Genomic DNA, 20,499 nt, shown 5'->3' with positions numbered 1-20,499 from the left:
AAAAACCTTTTCAACTCACAACTCAACAACTCAAAAATTCATAAACTCCCCACACCATGTCCAAGAAACTCCGCATCAACGGCCACTCACACTTACTTCCCTATCCTGAAGATATTCCCGATTTCATGCGGGAGAAAGGTATCTTTTGGGTAGACCCAGAGCGCAAGAATATGCTGCAAAAAGGCTGGTCCAGACCCGTGACCGACTCTAGCTTTTTCTTGAATGAGAAGCTCGAGTGGATGGACAAATATAAAATTGATCATGCGGTGATTCTTAACTTGAGTCAGTTGTACGGCAATGGTTTACGCTTGGAAGAAATGAAGCAGGCACTTCGTTTTCAGAATGATTTCAATGCTAAACTCCAGCACGATCATCCCTCTAAATTCACGACTGGTTTTGTGGTGCATCCTGGTTTTGTACGTGGTGCATTGTGGGAAATTGAGCGTTGCGTTAAGGTTTTAGGAATGAAATTACTCTGCCTGCCTACACACTACATGGATACGATAGGTCAATGGCGCTGTATTTTTGACGAGGAAAACGAACCGATATTTGAATTGGCAAGCGAACTCAATCTGGCTGTAGAAATTCATCCTTATGATGGTGAAAAATTCATAAAACTTCAAAATACAGCCTGGAGATTCCATTTGATCTGGATGCTTGCTCAATGTGCTGATGCATACCATTTCCTAACGCTCAACGGCTATGCTTTTAAGTATCCTAACATGCGCATTTGCTTTGCGCATGGTGGGCAGCTGGCGCAGATCAATCTTGGTCGTAGAATTCAAGGATTTGATGGACGACCCGATCTTTTTGAGGGTAAAGTGCACCCGCGCAAGTCTGTAGGTCATCCTAATATTTTCTTTGACACCCTCGTCCACGATACGGGTTCGCTAAAGCTTTTAGTGAAGAATCAAGGCGTGAAACAGGTATTAGTAGGACTGGATGATCCATATCCATTAGGTGAAATGGACAGTGAGAAACAAAGCAGTTATCCAGGGAAGTTACTTGACCTAGCAATTAACGAGAACATCATCAATCAGGAAGAATATGACGCGATGTGGGATGGACATGTGGCGCAATGGTTGTTTGGAGACAATGATCAAGAGAAACAAGAGTTTTATAATCGTGTAACATCCACCCATTAGAGAATAGGTAAAGATTCTTTAGTTGCTTAAACAAATCCCTATTTTTGCACGCCCGTAATTAACGATAATGAAATACGCTGAAAATATTTTAGGTACAATAGGTGACACTCCTCTGGTAAAGATGAATAAACTTGTAGAGGATTTACCATGCTTAGTACTTGCCAAATATGAAACGTTCAATCCCGGCAATTCGGTTAAAGACCGCATGGGGCTTAAAATGATAGAAGATGCTGAGGCTGATGGCCGCCTCAAACCTGGAGGAACCATTATAGAAGGAACCAGCGGAAATACAGGAATGGGACTGGCACTGGCAGCTATTGTCAAAGGTTATAAGCTGATCTGTGTTTTGAGTGACAAACAGTCTCAGGAAAAAATGGATATTCTCAAAGCCGTAGGCGCAGAAGTTCATGTTTGTCCAACTGATGTCGCTCCAGACGATCCTCGTTCTTATTATTCTACAAGTAAGCGTTTAAGTACAGAGATTCCTAACAGTTGGTACGTAAATCAGTATGATAATCCCTCTAACTGTAAAGCACATTATGAGAGTACAGGTCCGGAAATTTGGGATCAGACTGAGGGAAAAATCACGCACTTTGTCGTGGGCGTAGGGACTGGTGGGACCATATCAGGCGTAGGAACCTACCTAAAACAGCAGAATCCCAATATTAAAGTTTGGGGGATAGACACATACGGCTCGGTTTTTAAGAAGTACCATGAAACTGGAATCTTTGATGAAAACGAGATTTATTCATACGTAACAGAAGGTATTGGAGAAGATATTCTGCCTCAAAATGTGCGTTTTGAAGTGATTGATGGTTTTACCAAAGTTACTGACCGTGATGCCGCCGTCTACACACGTAGATTAGCCAAAGAAGAAGGAATGTTCCTAGGAAACAGTGCTGGAGCCGCTATTAAAGGTTTACGCCAGATTCATGAAGAGCATGGATTTACCAAAGACGATGTCGTGGTGATTTTATACCACGATCACGGTAGTCGATATGTAGGTAAATTTTATAACGACAACTGGATGAAAGAAAAAGGCTATCTCAAAGAAGACGGAAGTTATTATCCAGATGAGAAATAATCTTTCAATTAAGTAATTGGTTAGATTAAAAATCAATCGATCATCCATCTAACGACCGTTTCCATATCATGCACATCAGAGAAATTCTACCTCAGGATAACGATCAGGTGCGGGACGTCATTCAAGGTGTGATCATGGAGTACGACGCGCCCAAGGAAGGTACAGCATACAGCGATGCATCCACCCAGGCGATGTACGAGCACTATCAACAGCCACGTAGGAAGTATTTTGTTATCGCAGACGGTGAAGAAATTTTGGGCTGTGCAGGTGTAGGTCCTCTGGATGGAATCGCCGGTAATATTTGTGAGTTGCAAAAAATGTATTTTCTACCTCAAGCCCGCGGCAAGGGCTTCGGTCGTAAGATGATGGAACTTTGTATCTCGACCGCTGAAAGATTTGCCTACCACAAGATCTATATTGAAACCATGCAAAGCATGGTTGAAGCACAAGCTTTATACAGAAAAACCGGTTTCAAATTACTCGAGGCTCCTCTAGGTTCAACGGGTCACTATTCCTGCCCGGTTCAGATGATCAAAAATCTATGACGCTTAATGAATATAAAATTGCGTTCAAGAATCAGCTGGCTCATATTTATCCCGAGCAAGAAGCTTTAAGCATTCTACAGATTTTGTGCGAGGATTTGTTGAACTGGTCGCGCACGGACTTTCTATTTAAAAATAAGGAAGCGCTTACACACTTACAGCGTGAGATTCTTGACAAGTCTCTAGAGAAGCTCATGCAACATGAACCCGTGCAGCACATCACGGGCATCGCACATTTTTTTGGGGAACAGTTCAAGGTTTCTCAAGACACGCTGGTTCCTAGGCAAGAGACTGAGGAGCTCGTGGACTGGATCATTAAAGATCATCAAAAATTATCACCCAAAACAATCATGGACATCGGTACGGGAACGGGTTGTATAGGTTTGAGTTTAGGTCTCGCTTTCGCGAAAGCGCAAATATCACTTGCCGATGTCTCAAAAATGACGCTGGAGATTACAAAAAAAAATGCCGCAAATTTGCATCTGGTAGAGAGAATCAAGCTTGTGCAAATAGATATTCTCAGAGCTGAATCCATCCCAGAAGCTGACATCATTGTCAGTAACCCACCCTATGTGCGAGACATGGAAAAAGTCGAGATTCAAAAAAATGTACTCGACTATGAGCCACACCTTGCGCTTTTTGTGAGTGATGACGATCCGTTGATTTTCTATCGTAAAATCATGCAACTCGCGCTTCCCAGTCTTCAAAATGGCGGTTTGCTCTATTTTGAAATTAATCAATACTTGAGTGACGAGATGAAGTCGCTCGCCAGCGATCTAGGACTTACCTTTGAGTTGAAGAAAGATCTCAATGGCAACTGGCGCATGATGAAGTGCTGGCTGTAGATCTTGTCAGATTTTTTAAATTAACCGATATGCTTTCGCTTCGACTCCGCTCAGCGACCGCACTCTGGTATGAAGTATTAATAAAATGACACCCAAAGAACAGATCACATCCCTCAGGGAAGAGCTAAGGCATTACAACCACGAGTATTATGTCAATGACAACTCTGAGATCTCAGATTTTGAATTTGATAAAAAGCTGGAACAGCTCAAACAGCTGGAAGCCGCCCATCCTGAATATTTTGATCCCAGCAGTCCATCTGTGCGCGTGGGAGGAGAAGTGACTAAAAACTTCGAGACTGTGGTGCATAAATACCGCATGTACTCGCTGGATAATTCCTATTCCCTGCAAGACTTAAAGGATTGGGAAAAGCGTATCAAGAAAATCGTGGACGGTCCCGTGGAATATGTCTGCGAACTCAAATACGACGGAGCGAGTATAAGTTTGCGGTACGAGAATGGCGCTTTCGCGAAAGCGGTAACCCGAGGAGACGGTTCACAAGGTGATGAAGTGACGACTAATGTGCGTACTATCAACTCAGTACCGTTGAAACTGAAGGGAGATGATATCCCGAAGGAATTTGAAATAAGAGGTGAGATTGTCTTGCCTTGGGAAGGGTTCAATGCGATGAACGCCGCACGAGAAAAAGAAGGGCTTGATCTATATAGAAATCCGCGTAATACGGCTAGTGGTAGTCTAAAACTACAAGATAGTGCTGAAGTGGCTAAGCGGCCGCTCGAGTGTCTGCTCTATCAACTTGCCGGCGACGACTTGCCCATTGTAACTCAATATGAAGGTCTAGAAAGAGCGCGCAGCTGGGGTTTTAAGGTACCTCAAGAATCGGTTTTGGCTAAAGATCTTGATGAGGTAATGCGCTACATCGAGAAATGGGATGTAGAGCGCAAAAATCTACCTTACGAAACTGATGGCGTAGTGATCAAAGTAAATAGTTTACGCCAGCAAGAGGAACTGGGTTTTACCGCAAAAGCTCCTAAATGGGCGATGGCCTACAAGTTCAGCACTGAGCAAGTCTCCACCCGATTAGAAAAAATCACCTATCAAGTTGGTAGGACCGGTGCGGTCACGCCAGTGGCAAACCTCTCGCCTGTTGAAATATCGGGAACGACGGTAAGACGTGCCAGCTTACACAATGCAGATCAAATCGAGAAATTGGACATCAGGGAAGGAGATGAGGTTTATGTGGAAAAGGGCGGAGAGATCATTCCTAAAATCGTTGCAGTTGATCTTTCCAAACGTCCAGACGACTCACAACCCACAGTTTACGCAATCCATTGCCCAGAATGCGATACAGAGCTGATCAGAAAGGAGGGCGAGGCGCAACACTTTTGCCCCAATGAAATGGGTTGTCCACCTCAAATCAAAGGACGTATCCAGCATTTTATCTCGCGCAAAGCCATGGATATTGATGGCATTGGAGCAGAAACGGTCGATCAACTAGTTGAAGCTGGACTCATCGCTACTTACGCTGATTTATATGAATTGACCGTTGATAAAGTTTTACCGTTGGAGCGCATGGCTCAAAAAAGTGCCGAAAACATGGTAAACGGTATTGAGGCGAGTAAGAAAGTGCCTTTTGAGCGGGTACTATTCGCTTTGGGAATACGCTACGTGGGTGAGACGGTCGCTAAAAAGCTGGCGTATCATTACAAGTCGATGGACGCTCTCATGAAGATGCCAGAGCGAGAACACAATTCTACCGACTTGTTCTCTCAAGCAACGGATGCTGCCACGGAAAAAGTAGAGGAACTTAATGCCATTCCAGAAATAGGTCGCGTTATCGCGCAATCGGTTTGTGATTTTATACAAGATCCATTGCATAGAGGTACAGTGCAACGATTAAAAGAGTATGGTTTGCAAATGGAAATTGCCGCAGAGCAACTGGAAGGAAAAACCGATGTTCTCGCCGGTAAGTCTTTTGTGATCTCTGGTGTATTTGAACGATCCCGCAACGAACTCAAAAAAATGGTTGAAGATAACGGCGGCAAGCTTTCCAGTTCCATCTCGGGAAAGACCGATTATCTCATAAGAGGTAAAAACATGGGCCCTTCAAAATTGGAAAAAGCTGGAAAACTGGGTATTCCTATGATTAGTGAAGAGGAGTTTTTGGGGATGGTTTGATTTTCTGGATCCCGAGCGTTCAAACCCTTTTCGCCTAGCAACAAGTTCCCAAGCATTTTTCCCTTCGTCTGAAGGGAAAGGCTTTTACTTGAGCGCTGATACTCTCATTTTATAAATCGTAAGAAAACACTTCATCTAAAGAGTGAAAAAGCTTCTCCCTTCGTTGAAGGGAGACCGGTCGACGACGAAGCGGACAAAGTCTGCTGAGCGACCAGAGGGTTTTACGGTTGCTTGGTTTTTACCTGATTCTTAAGCAACCTATCTACTAGCGCTGAGTTGTACTTTGGGTTTACGTTTGAGTGGAAAATGGGTGAGAGGGTTAATTTAATACTGCGGTCACGGAGTGCAACTCCGCGCCAGCGAGGGGGATGGTATAATTTCCAGCATCCCGAGCGTTCAAACCCTTTTCGCTTAGCAACAAGTCGCCAAGCATTTTTCCCTTCGTCTGAAGGGAAAGGCTTTTACTTGAGCGCTGATACTCTCATTTCATTTACCGTAAGAAAATACCTGATCTCGAAAGTGAAAAAAGCTTCTCCCATCGTTGAAGGGAGACAGGTCGGCGACGAAGCGGACAAAGTCTGCTAAGCGACCAGAGGGTTTTATGGTTGCTTGGTTTTTACCTAATTCTTAAGTAACCTATGTACTAGCGCCGAGTTGTACTTAACGTTCATGTATTTTAGAAGAATGGTGATAAGTTTAGTTTAGTGCTGCGGTCACGGAGTTCAACTCCGCGTCAGATAGGGAAAATATAGACCTTTCAAAATTGGAAAAGACAGAGAAACTGAATATTACTATAATTAGTGAAAAGAAGTTTGTGGGGATGGTTTAATTTTATAGTCGGATGAGAAAATTTGGTAAAACGATAAAGATATTTCTGGTAGATGGAGAGCCTAATGGTCGTATGACCTGCGAACTCTCGAATTGGACTGGCAAAGCGATTAAAATTCCTAGGAACAGAGTTAAAGAGTCCCGCGATAGAAGAGAGTTAGATGGAACTGGAATTTATATTTTATTTGGTAAATCTGACAAATCACAAACTAGATCTGCTGCATATATTGGAGAAGCCGAGGGACTGTTTAATAGATTGAATCAACATTTGTCTTCTAAAGACTTTTGGAACGAAGCCTTGGTTGTGGTTAGCAAAGATGAAAATCTAAATAAAGCACACATCAAATACCTGGAAAGTCGATTACATGAAATAGCTACAAATGTTGATCGATACGAAATTCTCAATGGTAATTTACCTACGCGATCTATAATTTCGGAATCTGACAGCGCTGAAATGGAAGAGTTCATAGATAATGTCAAATTACTCGTAAATAGTTTGGGTTATAAGATTTTTGACGATTTGAGAAAAGCTCAAACTTCCGAAGAGTTAAAAAATAATACCTTTCATATTCAAGCACCGCGTGGAGCAGATGCTATGGGTCAAATGACTAATGAAGGGTTTTTAGTTTTGAAAGATTCACAAATTGCAGTTTCAACAACGAATTCTTTTCCGAAAGCAATGCATAATCTAAGAATGCAATTGATCGAAGATGGCTTCGTCATTAATCGAAACCAACGTTTCATTTTTAGCCAAGATTATTTATTCTCAAGCCCTTCTGCGGCGGCTGCCGTAGTGATGGGAAGAAGTGCTAACGGTTTGACTGAATGGAAATTGTCAGATGGAAGGATTCTAAAAGCAGTTGAATCCGAAAGCTGAATAAACGTCGCGATCAAATCTCATAAACCACATTACTTCCCTCAACCTCACCGCTGGGAGCAAAAGTAAAGTCGATGCGTCCCAAATTGATGCCGTAGCAGCCTACCTGGTTGATCATTACTTTTTCGCCTTGAGCGTTATCTACTAAAACGGGTGCGTCGAGAAATGTGTGGGTGTGACCGCCTACGATGAGGTCGATACCGCTGGTAGCGCCAGCAAGGGAAACATCTGAAACTTTACTACCGCTGTACTTGTAACCCAAATGGGATACACAAATCACTAAATCGCAATTTTTCTCATTGCGCAAAATGTTGACTTGGTCTTTTGCCACTTCAACAGGGTCGAGGTATTGGGTTTCTTTGTACATTTTTTTATTGACCAGTCCTTCCAGCTCGATTCCTAAACCAAAAATCCCAATTTTGATTCCGTCCTTTTCAAAAACACGGTTCTTGAGGGTTTTCCCGGCCATGATGGTGTTTGAGAAATCGTAGTTGGAAATCACAAAGTCAAAGTTGGCGTGTGGAAGTTGCTTGTACAAACCTTCAATACCGTTATCAAAATCATGATTCCCTATCGTTGCCACGTCATAACCCATCATGCTCATGAGTTTGATTTCCAGCTCGCCACCGTAAAAATTAAAATAAGGCGTGCCCTGAAAAATGTCGCCACAATCCAACAAAAGCGTATTCGGATTTTCCTGGCGCACCTTTTTGATGAGCGCTGCACGTCTTGCAACACCGCCACGACCATCGTTGCGACCGCCAGAAATGGGCTCGATGTGTGAGTGCGTATCATTGGTATGCAGAATGGTTATTTTTTTAGATCCATCGGCTATCGTAGGAGCCGTATTCAGCAAACTGCCTGCAAGTGAGTGATTAGAAAACATCACCGCTCCCGTTAGAGCGCCTACGCTACTTCTTTTGATAAACGTACTTCTTTTCATGGCAGTAAATTAAAGGGTTGATTTGGTAAAACGATCGTCGTGTTCAAAATTCAAGGTGTCTGTTTTGCGCAAGTAATCTATGATCGCGTTACGCAGTTTGTAATCCAGATCCGTCATTTTAGCACCTTCAAAAAAGCTCATGTTGTCGCCACCATTGAACAGGTAATCAGTTGTTGCGACGTAATAAGTATGCTGGCTGTTTATCGGCTCGCCTTTGATTAGGGCAGATTTGAGTTTACCGTTTTTATCCAAAGCAATTTTGAGTCCTTCAAACGGGTGTGCGCGCTCTCGTTCTACCAGATAATTTACCAGTCGGTTCATTTGCGACCCATCGAGTTCTGCAACCACGATTTGATTTTCAAAAGGCATGATTTCATAGGCGTTGCGCATGGTGATCTGGCCTTGTGGCAAAGCAGCTCTGATCCCGCCGTGGTTAAGCAGCGCCATGTCAAAACTCTTTCCCGTTCTCGATTTGAAAACCGGGTCGGCTTGAACTCTCACGGTTTCGGCAAAAAAGTTTCCTATGGGCGTGTTGAGCTCGTAGTCGTTTTTGTGCATGAGTTTTGGGTTGTAGCTCAGCACGCTGTCCATTTGAGCGGAAAGGTTTTTTTTGTACGGCGCGATAAACTGCTCGATGCTGTCCACACTTCCCAGGCTTTCGTCAATCGTGGTCTGGCTAGCCGTGGCTTTGGTGAGGCTGTAGTTCTCAGTCGTTTTTTCAGTTTTACAGGAATGTAAAAAGAGTAGAATAGCGAGAAGTGATGACGCTTTCGCGAAAGCGGAAACTCTCAAAAACCTACGTTCAGAATATTTGCTCATACTAGGAGAGGTAAATGCGGGATTGATCTATTTTTGTGAAGAGGTAAAAGTACATGATTTTTAAACCAATTCAGAAGCAATGGGTGCGCCGCGAGATTAAGAAATCGATAAATAATCGGCAGCGTGGTACATCTAAAAATCCAGCAGGAATTCTGATTTTATGCCGAGCTGATGAGGTGGATCCAAGAGCGATCAAGAAACAAGTTTCCAAAGAACTGGGACGAGACGATGTGGAGGTGATCGTTTTTTACGATATGGCTTTTGAAAATCTAGATGGTTTTTATCAAGTGGATAAAAAACTGATCAAGACCTTTGGAAAAATTGCTGATGAACCGATTGCATCTTTACTAAAAAAGAATCACGAGATTCTGATCAATTATTTTGATAAGGAATCATTGGTTTTAAAGTTGCTCTCAAATGCATTGTCAGCACGTTTTAAAGTAGGTTTTGCCCACTCACAAAAAGAATGTGACGATATTTATATCAATGCTGGAATGGATCAAATCGTACATTTTACGAAAGAATTAAAAAAATTACTGAAGGTTATAAAATGAACGAATTAAAAGGAATGGGCGTTGCATTGATTACGCCTTTTGATGCCCAGGGTAATGTGGATCATGAAGCTCTGAAAAGAGTGGTGCAGCACCAGCTGGATAACGGTACGGATTATCTGGTCGTTTTAGGAACTACGGCAGAGAGCGCTACACTTTCTGCAGCGGAGAAAAAAGAAGTGATTAGCACTATAGTTGAAACTAATGTAGGTAAACTCCCGCTCGTGATTGGGATAGGCGGCAATAATACTCGAGTGATACTAGAAGAAATCGCCTCTACAGGTTTAGATCCATTCACCGCAATCTTATCGGTTTCACCGGCTTATAGCAAACCTACTCAAGAAGGAATCTACCAGCATTTTAAAGCTATCGTGACCAGTACGGAAAAGCCTATCGTGTTGTACAATGTGCCAGGACGCACGGCTTCAAATATGAGCGTGGACACGGTGGTAAGATTGGCAAACGATTTTGACAATATTGTTGGGATTAAAGAAGCTGCGGGCGACTTGCCAGCGGCGATGAAGATGATTCAGCGCACACCTGATGATTTTCTTGTGATTTCAGGAGATGACATGATTGCCAATGCCATGACCCTTGCAGGCGGTGCTGGTGTGATCTCTGTAATAGGACAAACACTTGCAAAGGATTTCTCTGAAATGATAAGACTGGCTTTAGCTGGTGAAGTAAAAGCATCCTATAATTTGCACTATAAAGTCGCTGACAGCATAGATCTAATTTTTGAACAGGGGAACCCGGCTGGGATCAAGAACATGTATGAGCACATGGACATTTGTCAGCAACATTTGAGGTTGCCATTAGTTCCCGTGGATGAGGATTTGAGTGATCGTATTAAATCTTTCTTGAACCGCACGTACTTAAAGTCCTAGATAAGCGTTATTATTTCTATTATTGATTATCAAGAAAATAGTACTTTTGCCGCCCATGAAAAGATTGACCAATAAATACCTTCTATTTTCAATCATTGCAGCGTTGACTTTTGCCTGTAGTCCATATCAAAAGGCCCTCAAGTCTGAAGATACCATGCTTAAGGTGAGAATGATCGATACGCTCATGAAAAAAGAGAAGTACGGAAAAGCGATTGCGCTCTTTGATCAGGTAAAGAACAAGTATCGAGGTACGGATAGTGCCCCAGATATGGCACTGAAATATGCTGAAGCACTTTATAAAGACCGTACCTATATACTGAGTGCCAATCAATACGAGCGTTTTACTACATCGCACCCGAGACACCCCAAACGAGACATGGCTTTGTTTATGGCGGCTAAAAGCCATTACCAGATGTCAGAAGTGTATTCTAAGGATCAAAGAGATACTAAAATTGCTCTAGCCAAATTGCAAGATTACATAAACGTATATCCTGATGGGGAATATGTAAAAGAAGCAAATGTACTTGTAGATGAGCTGAGAACGAAGCTTGATAAGAAGGCATTTGAAATAGCTCGCAACTACCATCACCGTGAACGCTATATTGCAGCTATAGAAAGTTTTGAGAATTTTATTCTTGATCACCCAGGTTCAACTTATCAAGATGATGCTCACTTTTATATTTTAGATTCTCAGTTTGAATACGGGATAAACAGTGTCGCAACACTTGTTCCTGAAAGACTGGAACTTGCCAAAAATTATTATAATACCTTTGCACGTCGTTTTCCTAACAGTGAATACATGGAAGACGCCAATGAAATTTTAGAAAAAATCGAGGCCTACAAGCCTGAAACAGAATTATAAAAGCTATGGACACTAAAAATCTTAAAGCACCCAATACAACGGTAACTTATGATCGTGATGCGATTACAGAACCTACCGGTAATATTTATGAGGCGATCTCAATCATTGCAAAGCGTTCTGAGCAAATCAATACAGAGATCAAAGAAGAACTTACTGAGAAGCTTGAAGAATTTGCAACTTATAATGAATCTCTAGAAGAGGTCTTTGAAAACAAGGAGCAGATCGAGGTTTCTAAGTTTTATGAAAGATTACCTAAGCCTCACGCCATTGCAGTAGAGGAGTGGAAAGAGAGCAAAATCTACCACAGAGATACCGGTACGGCAGTATAATTTACAATGAGTGTACTGGGCGGCAAGAATATCTTACTGGGAGTTACTGGGGGTATTGCTGCATACAAAACAACTTTTCTTGTGCGCCTGCTTATCAAAGCAGGCGCATCTGTTAAGGTCATAATGACTCCTGCTGCGAGGGAGTTTGTGACACCCTTGACCTTATCCACCCTTTCTAAAAATCCTGTTCTTTCTCACTTTACAGATCCTGATGATGAGAACGATACCTGGAACAATCATGTAGAGCTAGGACTTTGGGCAGATTTGATGATCATCGCGCCTGCTACTGCAAATACCTTGAGCAAGATGGTGTCTGGCACTATTGACAATCTGCTTTTGGGAGTGTATTGCAGTGCAAAATGTCCCGTCTATTTTGCTCCGGCCATGGATCTGGACATGTTCAAGCATCCATCTACTCAAGCCAATTTTGAAAAGCTAGCTTCTTACGGGAATACAATGATTCCTGCTGAGGATGGTGAGCTTGCAAGCGGTCTTTCTGGTCAGGGGCGCATGGCAGAACCAGAGAACATCTTAAAATTTATCGAGGAAGATCTTGCTGCAAAAATGCCATTGCGTGGTAAAAAATGCTTAGTCACTGCTGGGCCAACTCATGAAGCGATTGATCCAGTACGTTTTATTGGTAATCACAGCAGTGGTAAGATGGGCATGGCGATTGCCCTGGATCTTGCAGATCGAGGCGCTGAGGTTTTTTTGATCATGGGACCTAGTGCGTTGAATCAACCGCATGATTTGATTGAGCGCATCGATGTAGTCAGTGCCATGGATATGAAGAATGCCGTAGATGAATACATCACTTCGGTGGATATTGCGGTTTTTTCAGCTGCGGTGGCAGATTATAGGCCAGCAACGGTGAGCGATCATAAAATAAAAAAGGCCACGGATACGTTATCCATAGAATTGGTGAAAAATCCCGATATTTTAGCCGGCGTAGGAGCCATGCAGAAACCTCCTTACTTGGTAGGGTTTGCGTTGGAGACTAATAATGAAATGGAGCACGCTTTCGCGAAAGCGGAAAAGAAAAACACAGACCTGCTCGTATTGAACTCCATGAGAGATGAAGAGGCTGGGTTTAATAAAGACACCAATAAAATTACCTTGATACGCAGGGATAAATCCTCAAGGGAGTTCCCGGCAAAATCCAAAGTTGAGGTGGCAAAAGATATTGTAGATGAGATACTTAAGGATATTATGTAGTTTGTTAGTTGTTTTGTTCTGCTGTCAGGTAAATGCCCAAGAGCTCAATGCGACGGTGCAGGTAAACACACTCAATCTTGCTCAACGTGATCAGACTGTTTTTGCTACGCTAGAAACTTCAATGCAAGAGTTTCTCAACACGACTAAGTGGACGGATCAAGAATTTAGAGAAGAAGAGCGCATCGACTGCTCTCTAGTTTTTGTAGTCACTGAATTTGAAGGCGATCGTTTTAAGGGTAATTTTCAAATCAGCGCGTCGCGACCGGTTTTCAATTCGGCCTATGTAACTCCTCTATTTAACTATAAGGATAATGACATTGACTTCCAGTACGTGCAAAATGCTCCATTGTTTTATAATGACAACCGTTTTGACAGTAATTTAATTTCATTGTTGTCCTTTTACGCTTACACGATCATCGCTCTAGATGCAGATTCATACGCGCTTAAAGGAGGGCAAAAATTTCATGCAGAAGCACAAAACATAGTGAATCTTGCTCAGGGTGGATCAGGAGCAAGCGGCTGGAGACCCAGTGATGGTTTGATTTCTCGTTTTAGATTGAATGACGACATTTTATCTGATACTTACAAAGAATACAGAGAGGTGATGTATTTATATCACAGAAAGGGTATGGACACTTTTTCGGGTGATCAAAAACTGGCCAAAACTGTCATCAAAAACCACATTCTCAAACTTAAAACACTACAAGCCCGCCGACCCAATAGTTTAGTACAACGCGTATTCTTTGACGCAAAAGCTGATGAGATTGCGAGTATCTTCTCTGGTGGACCTCCTGTGGACATCAAAGAACTGGTGGAGACGTTGCAAAACCTGTCGCCTAACCAGTCTTCAAACTGGCGTAAAATCAAAGTTTGATTAAAGCTGATCTCGTTAGTATTTATTAGCTAATCCTTTAGTATAGCTATAGGTATTCTAGTATTTTTGAGTCAACCTAATTAAATGGCTAGCGTTGCTTAAAAGCATTCATATTCAAAATTTTGCACTCATTGATCAGCTTCAGCTCGACCTGAAGGACGGTCTGACTATTCTCACAGGTGAAACCGGAGCTGGTAAATCTATTATTCTTGGGGCTTTAGGTCTATTGCAAGGAAATCGTGCGGACCTGAGCGTGGTGAGAGACAAAACGGTTAAGTGTATTGTCGAGGCAGAATTTTCAGTAAAATCCTTGGGAATCAAATCTGTTTTTGAGGATTTAGACCTGGATTATGAGGATCATTCACTTTTACGACGTGAGATCATGCCTTCTGGAAAAAGTCGAGCATTCATAAACGATACTCCCGTTACGCTTGATGTGATGAAGCAAATAGGAGGACGCTTGATTGATATCCACTCCCAGCATCAAACTCTAAATATTTCCAGTGACCTGTTCCAAAGAGAGGTGCTCGATGCTTTTATAAAAAATGCCACTCAAAAAAATAAACTGAGTTTTCAGTCCATTCTTGAAGCGTATCAATCTCTTTTAAAGGAGTTTAGATCAAACAAAAGACAGCTAGACGAATTAGACAAGAAAAAGGCCGAACTGCTTAAAGAACAAGATTATAACGCCTTTTTACTGGATGAGTTAGAACAAATTCCACTTGACAAGCTCAATGAAGACGATATCAATGAAGAGTTGAATCAGCTTTCCAATGTGGAGTCCATAGAAGTGGCACTTCAATCACTCATGGACGGTTTGGGAGATGATGAAAATGGGATTTTAGACCGTTTGAGAGTTTTGAAAAGTTCCATTTCTGAGATAGGTGGATTTTCTGATAAATATGCGAGTCTTAAAGAACGTCTGGATTCAGTGATCATTGAATTAGAAGATGTTTTAAGTGAAACTGATCACTTGGCTGATCAAGTAACTGCAGATCCTGAACGATTAGATATTTTATCGAACCAGTTGAATCAGCTTAATTCTCTATACAAGAAACATCAGGTAGATGATGTCAGATCCCTGATTGATATCAGAAACAAACTTGCTGATAAAATTTTGGATTCTCAAAGTATGGATTCCAAAATCAAAAAATTGAATGGAATAATTTCGGTTCAGGAAAATGAGCTTCATGAAAAAGCTTCCGATCTTATGGGATTACGGAATGTGGAGAAAACGGCTCTAGAAGAACAAGTTTTAGAAATTGCAGGATTGCTGGGAATGCCAGATGCGGTTTTCTCTATTAAAATTGCAGAAACAGTTACTTTCAATGATTACGGAAAGGATGAGATCAGCTTTTTGTTTTCGGCAAACAAAGGATCTGTGCCATTGGAATTGAATAAAGCAGCTTCTGGAGGAGAGCTATCGCGATTAATGCTGGCTATCAAATCGATATTAGGAAACGTCAAAAAATTACCTACCATAATTTTTGATGAGATTGACACGGGTGTAAGTGGCCGTATTGCAGATAAGATGGCCCTCGTTATGAAGAATATGTCCGAAAAGCTTCAAGTAATTACCATTACGCATTTACCTCAAATTGCAGCCTCTGGTACCGATCACCTTGTAGTTTCAAAGAAAAATCAAGATGATCGAACAGTCTCGACCATCAATCGACTCAATGAGCAAGAACGAATTGAAGAAATTGCACAAATGTTAAGTGGTGGAGTGGTGACTAATGCAGCACGCGAAAACGCAAAAACATTACTAAACTAGAAACTATATATTTGTCGCATAACTAACAGACTATGGCTTTTAATTTATTGAAAGGAAAAAGAGGGATTATTTTTGGAGCTCTAGATGAGAATTCCATTGCATGGAAGACGGCTCAACTGGCTCATGAAGAGGGCGCAACTTTTGTGCTTACAAATGCACCCGTTGCCATGCGTATGGGGCAGATCAATGAACTCGCAGAAAAAACAGGCAGTGAGATTATTCCAGCAGATGCTACCAATCTTGATGATTTAGAAAACCTAGTGAATAAGGCGGTGGAGATCTTGGGAGGAAAGCTAGACTTTGTCCTGCATAGTATTGGTATGAGCGTAAACGTTAGAAAAGGGCGTCATTATACTAATCAAAACTATTCTTGGACAGAAAAAGGATGGGATGTCAGTGCTCTATCTTTTCACAAAGTGTTACAAACACTTCATAAACAAGAGGCGATGAATGAATGGGGGAGTGTGGTAGCGCTTACTTACATGGCGGCGCAAAGATCTTTTCCAGATTATAATGATATGGCTGATAATAAAGCCTATCTGGAATCTATTGCTCGAAGCTTTGGCTACTTCTTTGGAAAAGAAAACAAAGTTCGTGTAAATACGATTTCTCAATCGCCTACTCCTACCACAGCGGGTAGCGGTGTTAAAGGATTTGATGGTTTCTTCAACTATGCTGATAAAATGAGTCCATTAGGTAATGCTACTGCTCAGGAATGCGCTGAATACACGATTACATTATTCTCTGATTATACGAAAAAAGTCACGATGCAAAATCTGTTTCACGATGGCGGATTTTCCAATACAGGAGTGAGTCAAGAGGTGATGGAGAATTTTTAATTTCATTTGATATTTTATAGTGAAAGCAGCTTTTTAGCTGCTTTTTTTATTGTGAGAAATTACTTGGTTTTTGGTTTTTTGGAAAAACCTTGTTTTGTTCAAGTTTTTTTAATGTAGAAATACTATATTCGGAACCTTAATAAAATCAAAAAAAACATGAGGAATAAATTACTCTTGATTATTGCGTTGATTTCAAGCACGGTGGCTTTCGCCCAATGTGATTACACCCTTGAGCTGCGTGATGAGTTTGGTGATGGCTGGCAGGGCTTTGGCGTTAATGGTCAGGTTGAATTAGTAATAGGTGGTGTTGCCACACAGTATACTATAAACCCTGGTACAGGCTCTCCAAGTACACAAACCTTTACTATTTCTGTAACAAATAATGATCCTATTGAGATCAATTATACACCTCCTTTCATCCCTGGAGATGCGAGCTTCACCCTAACGGATTCAGAGGGGATTTTAGTGTATGATTCACCGGCGGGTTCAGTTCCATCGAGCAATCCCGTCTTTACTGGTACGATTTCTTGTCCTACTTGTCCAGCTATTCAGGATGACATAAGTGTTAACAATGTTGAGGCGCGTGAAGCAGATATTTCTTGGACGGCAGGTGGTGCTGAAACAGAATGGATTGTTGAATTTGGAATCAGCCCATTGACTTTAGGTACGGGAACAGAACGTATTGCTACTTCAAACAATCCGTATGTTCTGGATGGTCTTACTCCAGAAACAACTTATGATGTATATGTAAGGTCGCGATGTTCAGCTACGGATCGTGGGTCGGCTAGAGGTCCCATATCGTTCACTACCTTACCCTCATGTCCTAGACCTGACACTTTTACCGAGTTAGGAACAAATCCTAACTCAGCTACTTTTCTAGCTCAAGCTTCAGGGAATTTCTCTAATACTGGTTTTTATCAAATCGGAGAGGCTCCATATACTTTGGGAACTTCGGCAGCTGTTGCCGTGAATACGCTACCTGCCCTAAATATTACAGGTCTAAGATCAAATACTACTTATGATGTTTATGTAAGATTCGATTGTGGTAATGGGGACTTAAGTCAGTATTCAGATCAGCCCTATACTTTTACAACTCCAAAAAATTGTGAAGATATCACTGCAAATATGGTCAGTAACTTGACTTTCACTACCGCAGAACTTTCTTGGACGGCTGGCGGAACGGAAACGGAATGGCAGATTGAGTATGGCGTAGCACCGCTAGGTTCAGGAGCAACTTTTAATACTACTGTGGCATCAACTACTGAAGTCCTAACAGGATTGTTATCAGCTACTGATTATGAATATTGTATCACTGCTATTTGTGGTCCATTGGATAGTGCTGACCCGGTTTGTGGGACCTTTAGCACTCCTTCAGATTATTGTGGTGCTGATCCTTTAGTAGACTCAGGAGGTATAGCTGACAACTATTCAAATAATGAGAATATAACCTATACTATCTGTCCAGACAATCCTGGGGATATTGTAACTCTTGACTTTACCGAGTTTGATGTGGAGAGTTCTTCAAATACTAGTTGCTTTGATAATTTATCAATTTACGATGGTGATTCAACTACTGCTCCATTAATCTCTCCTGCTGGTTCTGCAACGAGCTGGTGTTTCAATAGAGCTACTGGAATAGGTACGGGAGATTTGACTCTAGCAAATATTCAGGCAACTTCTACGTCAGGTTGTATCACACTAGTTTTTACAAGTAACCCAACTAACACAGGCGCTGGCTTTTTAGCAACGGTGACATGTACAGCCCCACCAGCCTGTTCAGAGCCCGATCAGCTCGCAATCTCCCAGGTATATGGAGGCGGAGCCAACTTTACCTGGAACTCTAATGCTGATGATGTTGAGTGGGAGGTAGAGGTTCAACCAGCTGGGACTGCTCAAGGGACCGCTGGAGCCGTCTATACTTCTACTGTAACAGATTCACGTGAGGTGATTAGAGGCCTTATGCCATCAACACCCTATGATGTCTATGTAAGGGAAAATTGTATTTCTGGTGATCAATCAATCTGGGCTGGACCTAGGTCATTCACAACTACAGCTTGTGATGCTGTAAGCGCGCCATACACAGGTGCTGGTGGAGTAGGAGCGGGTAATAACTTTGACAATTTTCCTGGAAACTGCTGGGATGAGGTAAATAATACACCTATCACTGGTATTCCAGTAGCATCAAACGGCGCATGGGATAACTTTGATTTTGCAAATGATAGTTCTTCACCAAATGGTAATTCTGCGTTGTTCCCAATTTTCTCGAACGGTCCTATGGACAATGACTGGTTGATGAGTCCTACTTTCGATTTAGGGGCTGCTGGACACAATATGTTATTGAACTATAGAGTGGCGCTTACTGAAGCGTTTGGTCAGGGCCCTTCAAACTTTGGAGCTGATGATAACGTTAAGTTGTTTATAAGCGATGACAACGGTTTTAACTGGACTATACTTAGAACCTATGATGCTAGTTCTAACCTACAACCATCTGCAAGCAATGAGGTAATCGATCTTTCTAGCTATAGCGGTGAGGTGAAATTTGCATTTGTAGGTAGTTTAGGGCCGGATGGAAATACGACAGCTGATATTGAGTTCTTTGTAGATGAATTTAGAATCGCCACGACTGCTAGTATCTCTAGTAATGAAGATTTAGAGGTAGCAGTTTATCCTAATCCTACTGATGGAGTTCTTAATTTAAATTCGGTTGAGGAAATTCAGAAGATATCTGTTTTCAACTTGATGGGGCAAAAAGTCCTTCAGGTCAATAAACAGACTGAATTACTGAAGTCGATTGATATGAATTCACTTAATTCCGGTATATACTTAGTTAAAGTTGAGACCCAAAACGCTGAGCAGACCGTGAGAGTAGTTAAAAACTAAACTTGCTTTCAATTAATATAAGCCGCTGGTAACAGCGGCTTTTTTATTGTCTATTTTTGAGTTATGAATGTAAATCTAGTTTCTTTCATAATCCCAGTATATAATAGGCCAGAAGAGATTGAAGAGCTTTTGGAAAGCTTGGTACTGCTCCGTGGCGACCATCGTTTTGAGGTGGTGGTCGTTGAGGATGGATCTAATGAAAGATGTGAAGATATATGTTCTCGCTTTCGCGAAAGCGTAACCATTCAATATCATTATAAAAACAATTCTGGCCCTGGTGACTCTAGGAATTATGGAATGCGAGTCGCCAATGGTGATTATTTTGTCATATTGGATAGCGACTGTATCGTACCGCCAGGTTATTTAGAGATCATATTTACAGAGCTTGGGAGAGATTTTGTACATTGCTACGGTGGGCCAGATGCTGCTGAGGAAGATTTCAGCAATGTGCAGAAAGCTATTAACTACACCATGACTTCATTTCTGACCACTGGTGGAATCAGGGGCGGAAGTGAAAAGTTAGGGAAATTTCAACCACGCAGCTTCAATATGGGGCTGAGTAAAGAAGCGTTTGAAAAAAGCGGAGGCTTTGGGAAAATACACCCGGGAGAGGATCCGGACCTCACCATCAGACTTTGGAACCTAGGTTATCAAACGCGACTCTTTCCAGATGCATATGTTTATCACAAAAGAAGAATATCGTACTCATTATTCTATAAACAGGTCAAAAAGTTTGGTATGGTGAGAGTGATTCTCAACAAATGGCATCCCGATACACGCAAGATCACCTATTGGTTTCCAGTAGTTTTTACGATCGGTTTTATTTTGAGCTTTTTGATGCTGTTATTTGGAATCAGCATACCGATCATTTGTTATGCGCTATATTTATTTACTCTGTTCATTGATAGCAGTATCAAGAATGGTGTAACTGTGGGGTTTTACTCAATAGGGGCAGCGATTATCCAGTTTTATGGGTATGCTTGTGGCTTTATAGAATCTTATTTTTCTATAGTTGTAAAAAAAGAGGATGAACGTGTGGCATTCCCCACCTTGTTCTTCAAATAAACT

General features: G+C 41.8%; 18 protein-coding genes. 16 read left to right on the top strand and 2 right to left on the bottom strand.

Annotated features, from left to right (window positions below):
* Positions 1-56 precede the first annotated feature (56 nt).
* From BST97_RS07390 to BST97_RS07360, 6 genes are all read left to right on the top strand, one after another.
* Positions 57-1,145 carry an amidohydrolase family protein gene (locus BST97_RS07390; RefSeq protein ID WP_085766640.1) on the top strand — a complete coding sequence of 363 codons (1,089 nt, stop codon included), beginning with the start codon at positions 57-59 and terminating at the stop codon, positions 1,143-1,145.
* Between the two features lie 67 nt (positions 1,146-1,212).
* The gene (locus BST97_RS07385) at positions 1,213-2,229 is read left to right on the top strand and encodes a PLP-dependent cysteine synthase family protein (RefSeq protein WP_085766639.1); all 1,017 of its coding nucleotides are present in this window, start codon (positions 1,213-1,215) and stop codon (positions 2,227-2,229) included.
* 68 nt (positions 2,230-2,297) lie between these two features.
* Complete coding sequence (locus BST97_RS07380; RefSeq protein ID WP_085766638.1) at positions 2,298-2,774, top strand: GNAT family N-acetyltransferase; 477 nt, start codon at positions 2,298-2,300, stop codon at positions 2,772-2,774.
* Complete coding sequence (gene prmC / locus BST97_RS07375) at positions 2,771-3,616, top strand: peptide chain release factor N(5)-glutamine methyltransferase (RefSeq protein WP_085766637.1); 846 nt, start codon at positions 2,771-2,773, stop codon at positions 3,614-3,616. The genes BST97_RS07380 and prmC overlap by 4 nt, the downstream gene beginning before the upstream one ends.
* Before the next feature lie 85 nt (positions 3,617-3,701).
* Positions 3,702-5,753, top strand: a complete 2,052-nt coding sequence (gene ligA, locus BST97_RS07370; protein ID WP_085766636.1) for an NAD-dependent DNA ligase LigA — start codon at positions 3,702-3,704, stop codon at positions 5,751-5,753.
* 841 nt (positions 5,754-6,594) lie between these two features.
* A complete protein-coding gene (locus BST97_RS07360) occupies positions 6,595-7,458 on the top strand; it encodes a GIY-YIG nuclease family protein (protein ID WP_085766634.1) in 864 nt (287 codons plus the stop codon).
* Between the two features lie 13 nt (positions 7,459-7,471).
* Here the strand turns inward: BST97_RS07360 and BST97_RS07355 are convergent, their stop codons facing one another.
* On the bottom strand, positions 7,472-8,401 hold the full coding sequence (locus tag BST97_RS07355) for a bifunctional metallophosphatase/5'-nucleotidase (protein ID WP_085766633.1): 930 nt from the start codon (positions 8,399-8,401) through the stop codon (positions 7,472-7,474).
* A gap of 9 nt (positions 8,402-8,410) precedes the next feature.
* A complete protein-coding gene (locus BST97_RS07350; RefSeq protein WP_085766632.1) occupies positions 8,411-9,220 on the bottom strand; it encodes a 5'-nucleotidase C-terminal domain-containing protein in 810 nt (269 codons plus the stop codon).
* A 53-nt stretch (positions 9,221-9,273) separates the two neighbouring features.
* On the opposite strand from BST97_RS07350, the gene BST97_RS07345 reads away from it, so the two are divergent.
* The 10 genes from BST97_RS07345 to BST97_RS07300 all read left to right on the top strand — a co-directional run bounded on the left by BST97_RS07345 (position 9,274) and on the right by BST97_RS07300 (position 20,496).
* Positions 9,274-9,774 carry a DUF6913 domain-containing protein gene (locus tag BST97_RS07345; protein WP_085766631.1) on the top strand — a complete coding sequence of 167 codons (501 nt, stop codon included), beginning with the start codon at positions 9,274-9,276 and terminating at the stop codon, positions 9,772-9,774.
* The gene (dapA, locus tag BST97_RS07340) at positions 9,771-10,658 is read left to right on the top strand and encodes a 4-hydroxy-tetrahydrodipicolinate synthase (RefSeq protein ID WP_085766630.1); all 888 of its coding nucleotides are present in this window, start codon (positions 9,771-9,773) and stop codon (positions 10,656-10,658) included. Before BST97_RS07345 ends, dapA begins: the two co-directional genes overlap by 4 nt.
* Positions 10,659-10,713: 55 nt before the next feature.
* On the top strand, positions 10,714-11,520 hold the full coding sequence (locus tag BST97_RS07335) for an outer membrane protein assembly factor BamD (protein WP_085766629.1): 807 nt from the start codon (positions 10,714-10,716) through the stop codon (positions 11,518-11,520).
* Positions 11,521-11,525: 5 nt separating this feature from the next.
* Positions 11,526-11,849, top strand: a complete 324-nt coding sequence (locus BST97_RS07330; protein ID WP_085766628.1) for a DNA-directed RNA polymerase subunit omega — start codon at positions 11,526-11,528, stop codon at positions 11,847-11,849.
* 6 nt (positions 11,850-11,855) lie between these two features.
* A complete protein-coding gene (gene coaBC / locus BST97_RS07325; protein ID WP_085766627.1) occupies positions 11,856-13,064 on the top strand; it encodes a bifunctional phosphopantothenoylcysteine decarboxylase/phosphopantothenate--cysteine ligase CoaBC in 1,209 nt (402 codons plus the stop codon).
* On the top strand, positions 13,039-13,938 hold the full coding sequence (gene porD / locus BST97_RS07320) for a type IX secretion system protein PorD (RefSeq protein WP_085766626.1): 900 nt from the start codon (positions 13,039-13,041) through the stop codon (positions 13,936-13,938). Before coaBC ends, porD begins: the two co-directional genes overlap by 26 nt.
* 94 nt (positions 13,939-14,032) lie before the next feature.
* Entirely contained in the window at positions 14,033-15,712 is a 1,680-nt protein-coding gene (gene recN, locus BST97_RS07315) for a DNA repair protein RecN (protein WP_085766625.1), read from the top strand.
* Between the two features lie 32 nt (positions 15,713-15,744).
* On the top strand, positions 15,745-16,551 hold the full coding sequence (locus BST97_RS07310; RefSeq protein WP_085766624.1) for an enoyl-ACP reductase FabI: 807 nt from the start codon (positions 15,745-15,747) through the stop codon (positions 16,549-16,551).
* A 156-nt stretch (positions 16,552-16,707) separates the two neighbouring features.
* A complete protein-coding gene (locus BST97_RS07305; protein WP_085766623.1) occupies positions 16,708-19,431 on the top strand; it encodes a T9SS type A sorting domain-containing protein in 2,724 nt (907 codons plus the stop codon).
* Positions 19,432-19,494: 63 nt separating this feature from the next.
* On the top strand, positions 19,495-20,496 hold the full coding sequence (locus BST97_RS07300) for a glycosyltransferase (RefSeq protein ID WP_085766622.1): 1,002 nt from the start codon (positions 19,495-19,497) through the stop codon (positions 20,494-20,496).
* Positions 20,497-20,499 lie beyond the last annotated feature (3 nt).

Source organism: Nonlabens spongiae (assembly GCF_002117125.1).
In the GTDB taxonomy this organism is placed as follows: Bacteria; Bacteroidota; Bacteroidia; order Flavobacteriales; family Flavobacteriaceae; genus Nonlabens; species Nonlabens spongiae.
Note: the sequence above shows the minus strand (reverse complement) of the source record. Positions and strands in the feature narration are given on the sequence as shown.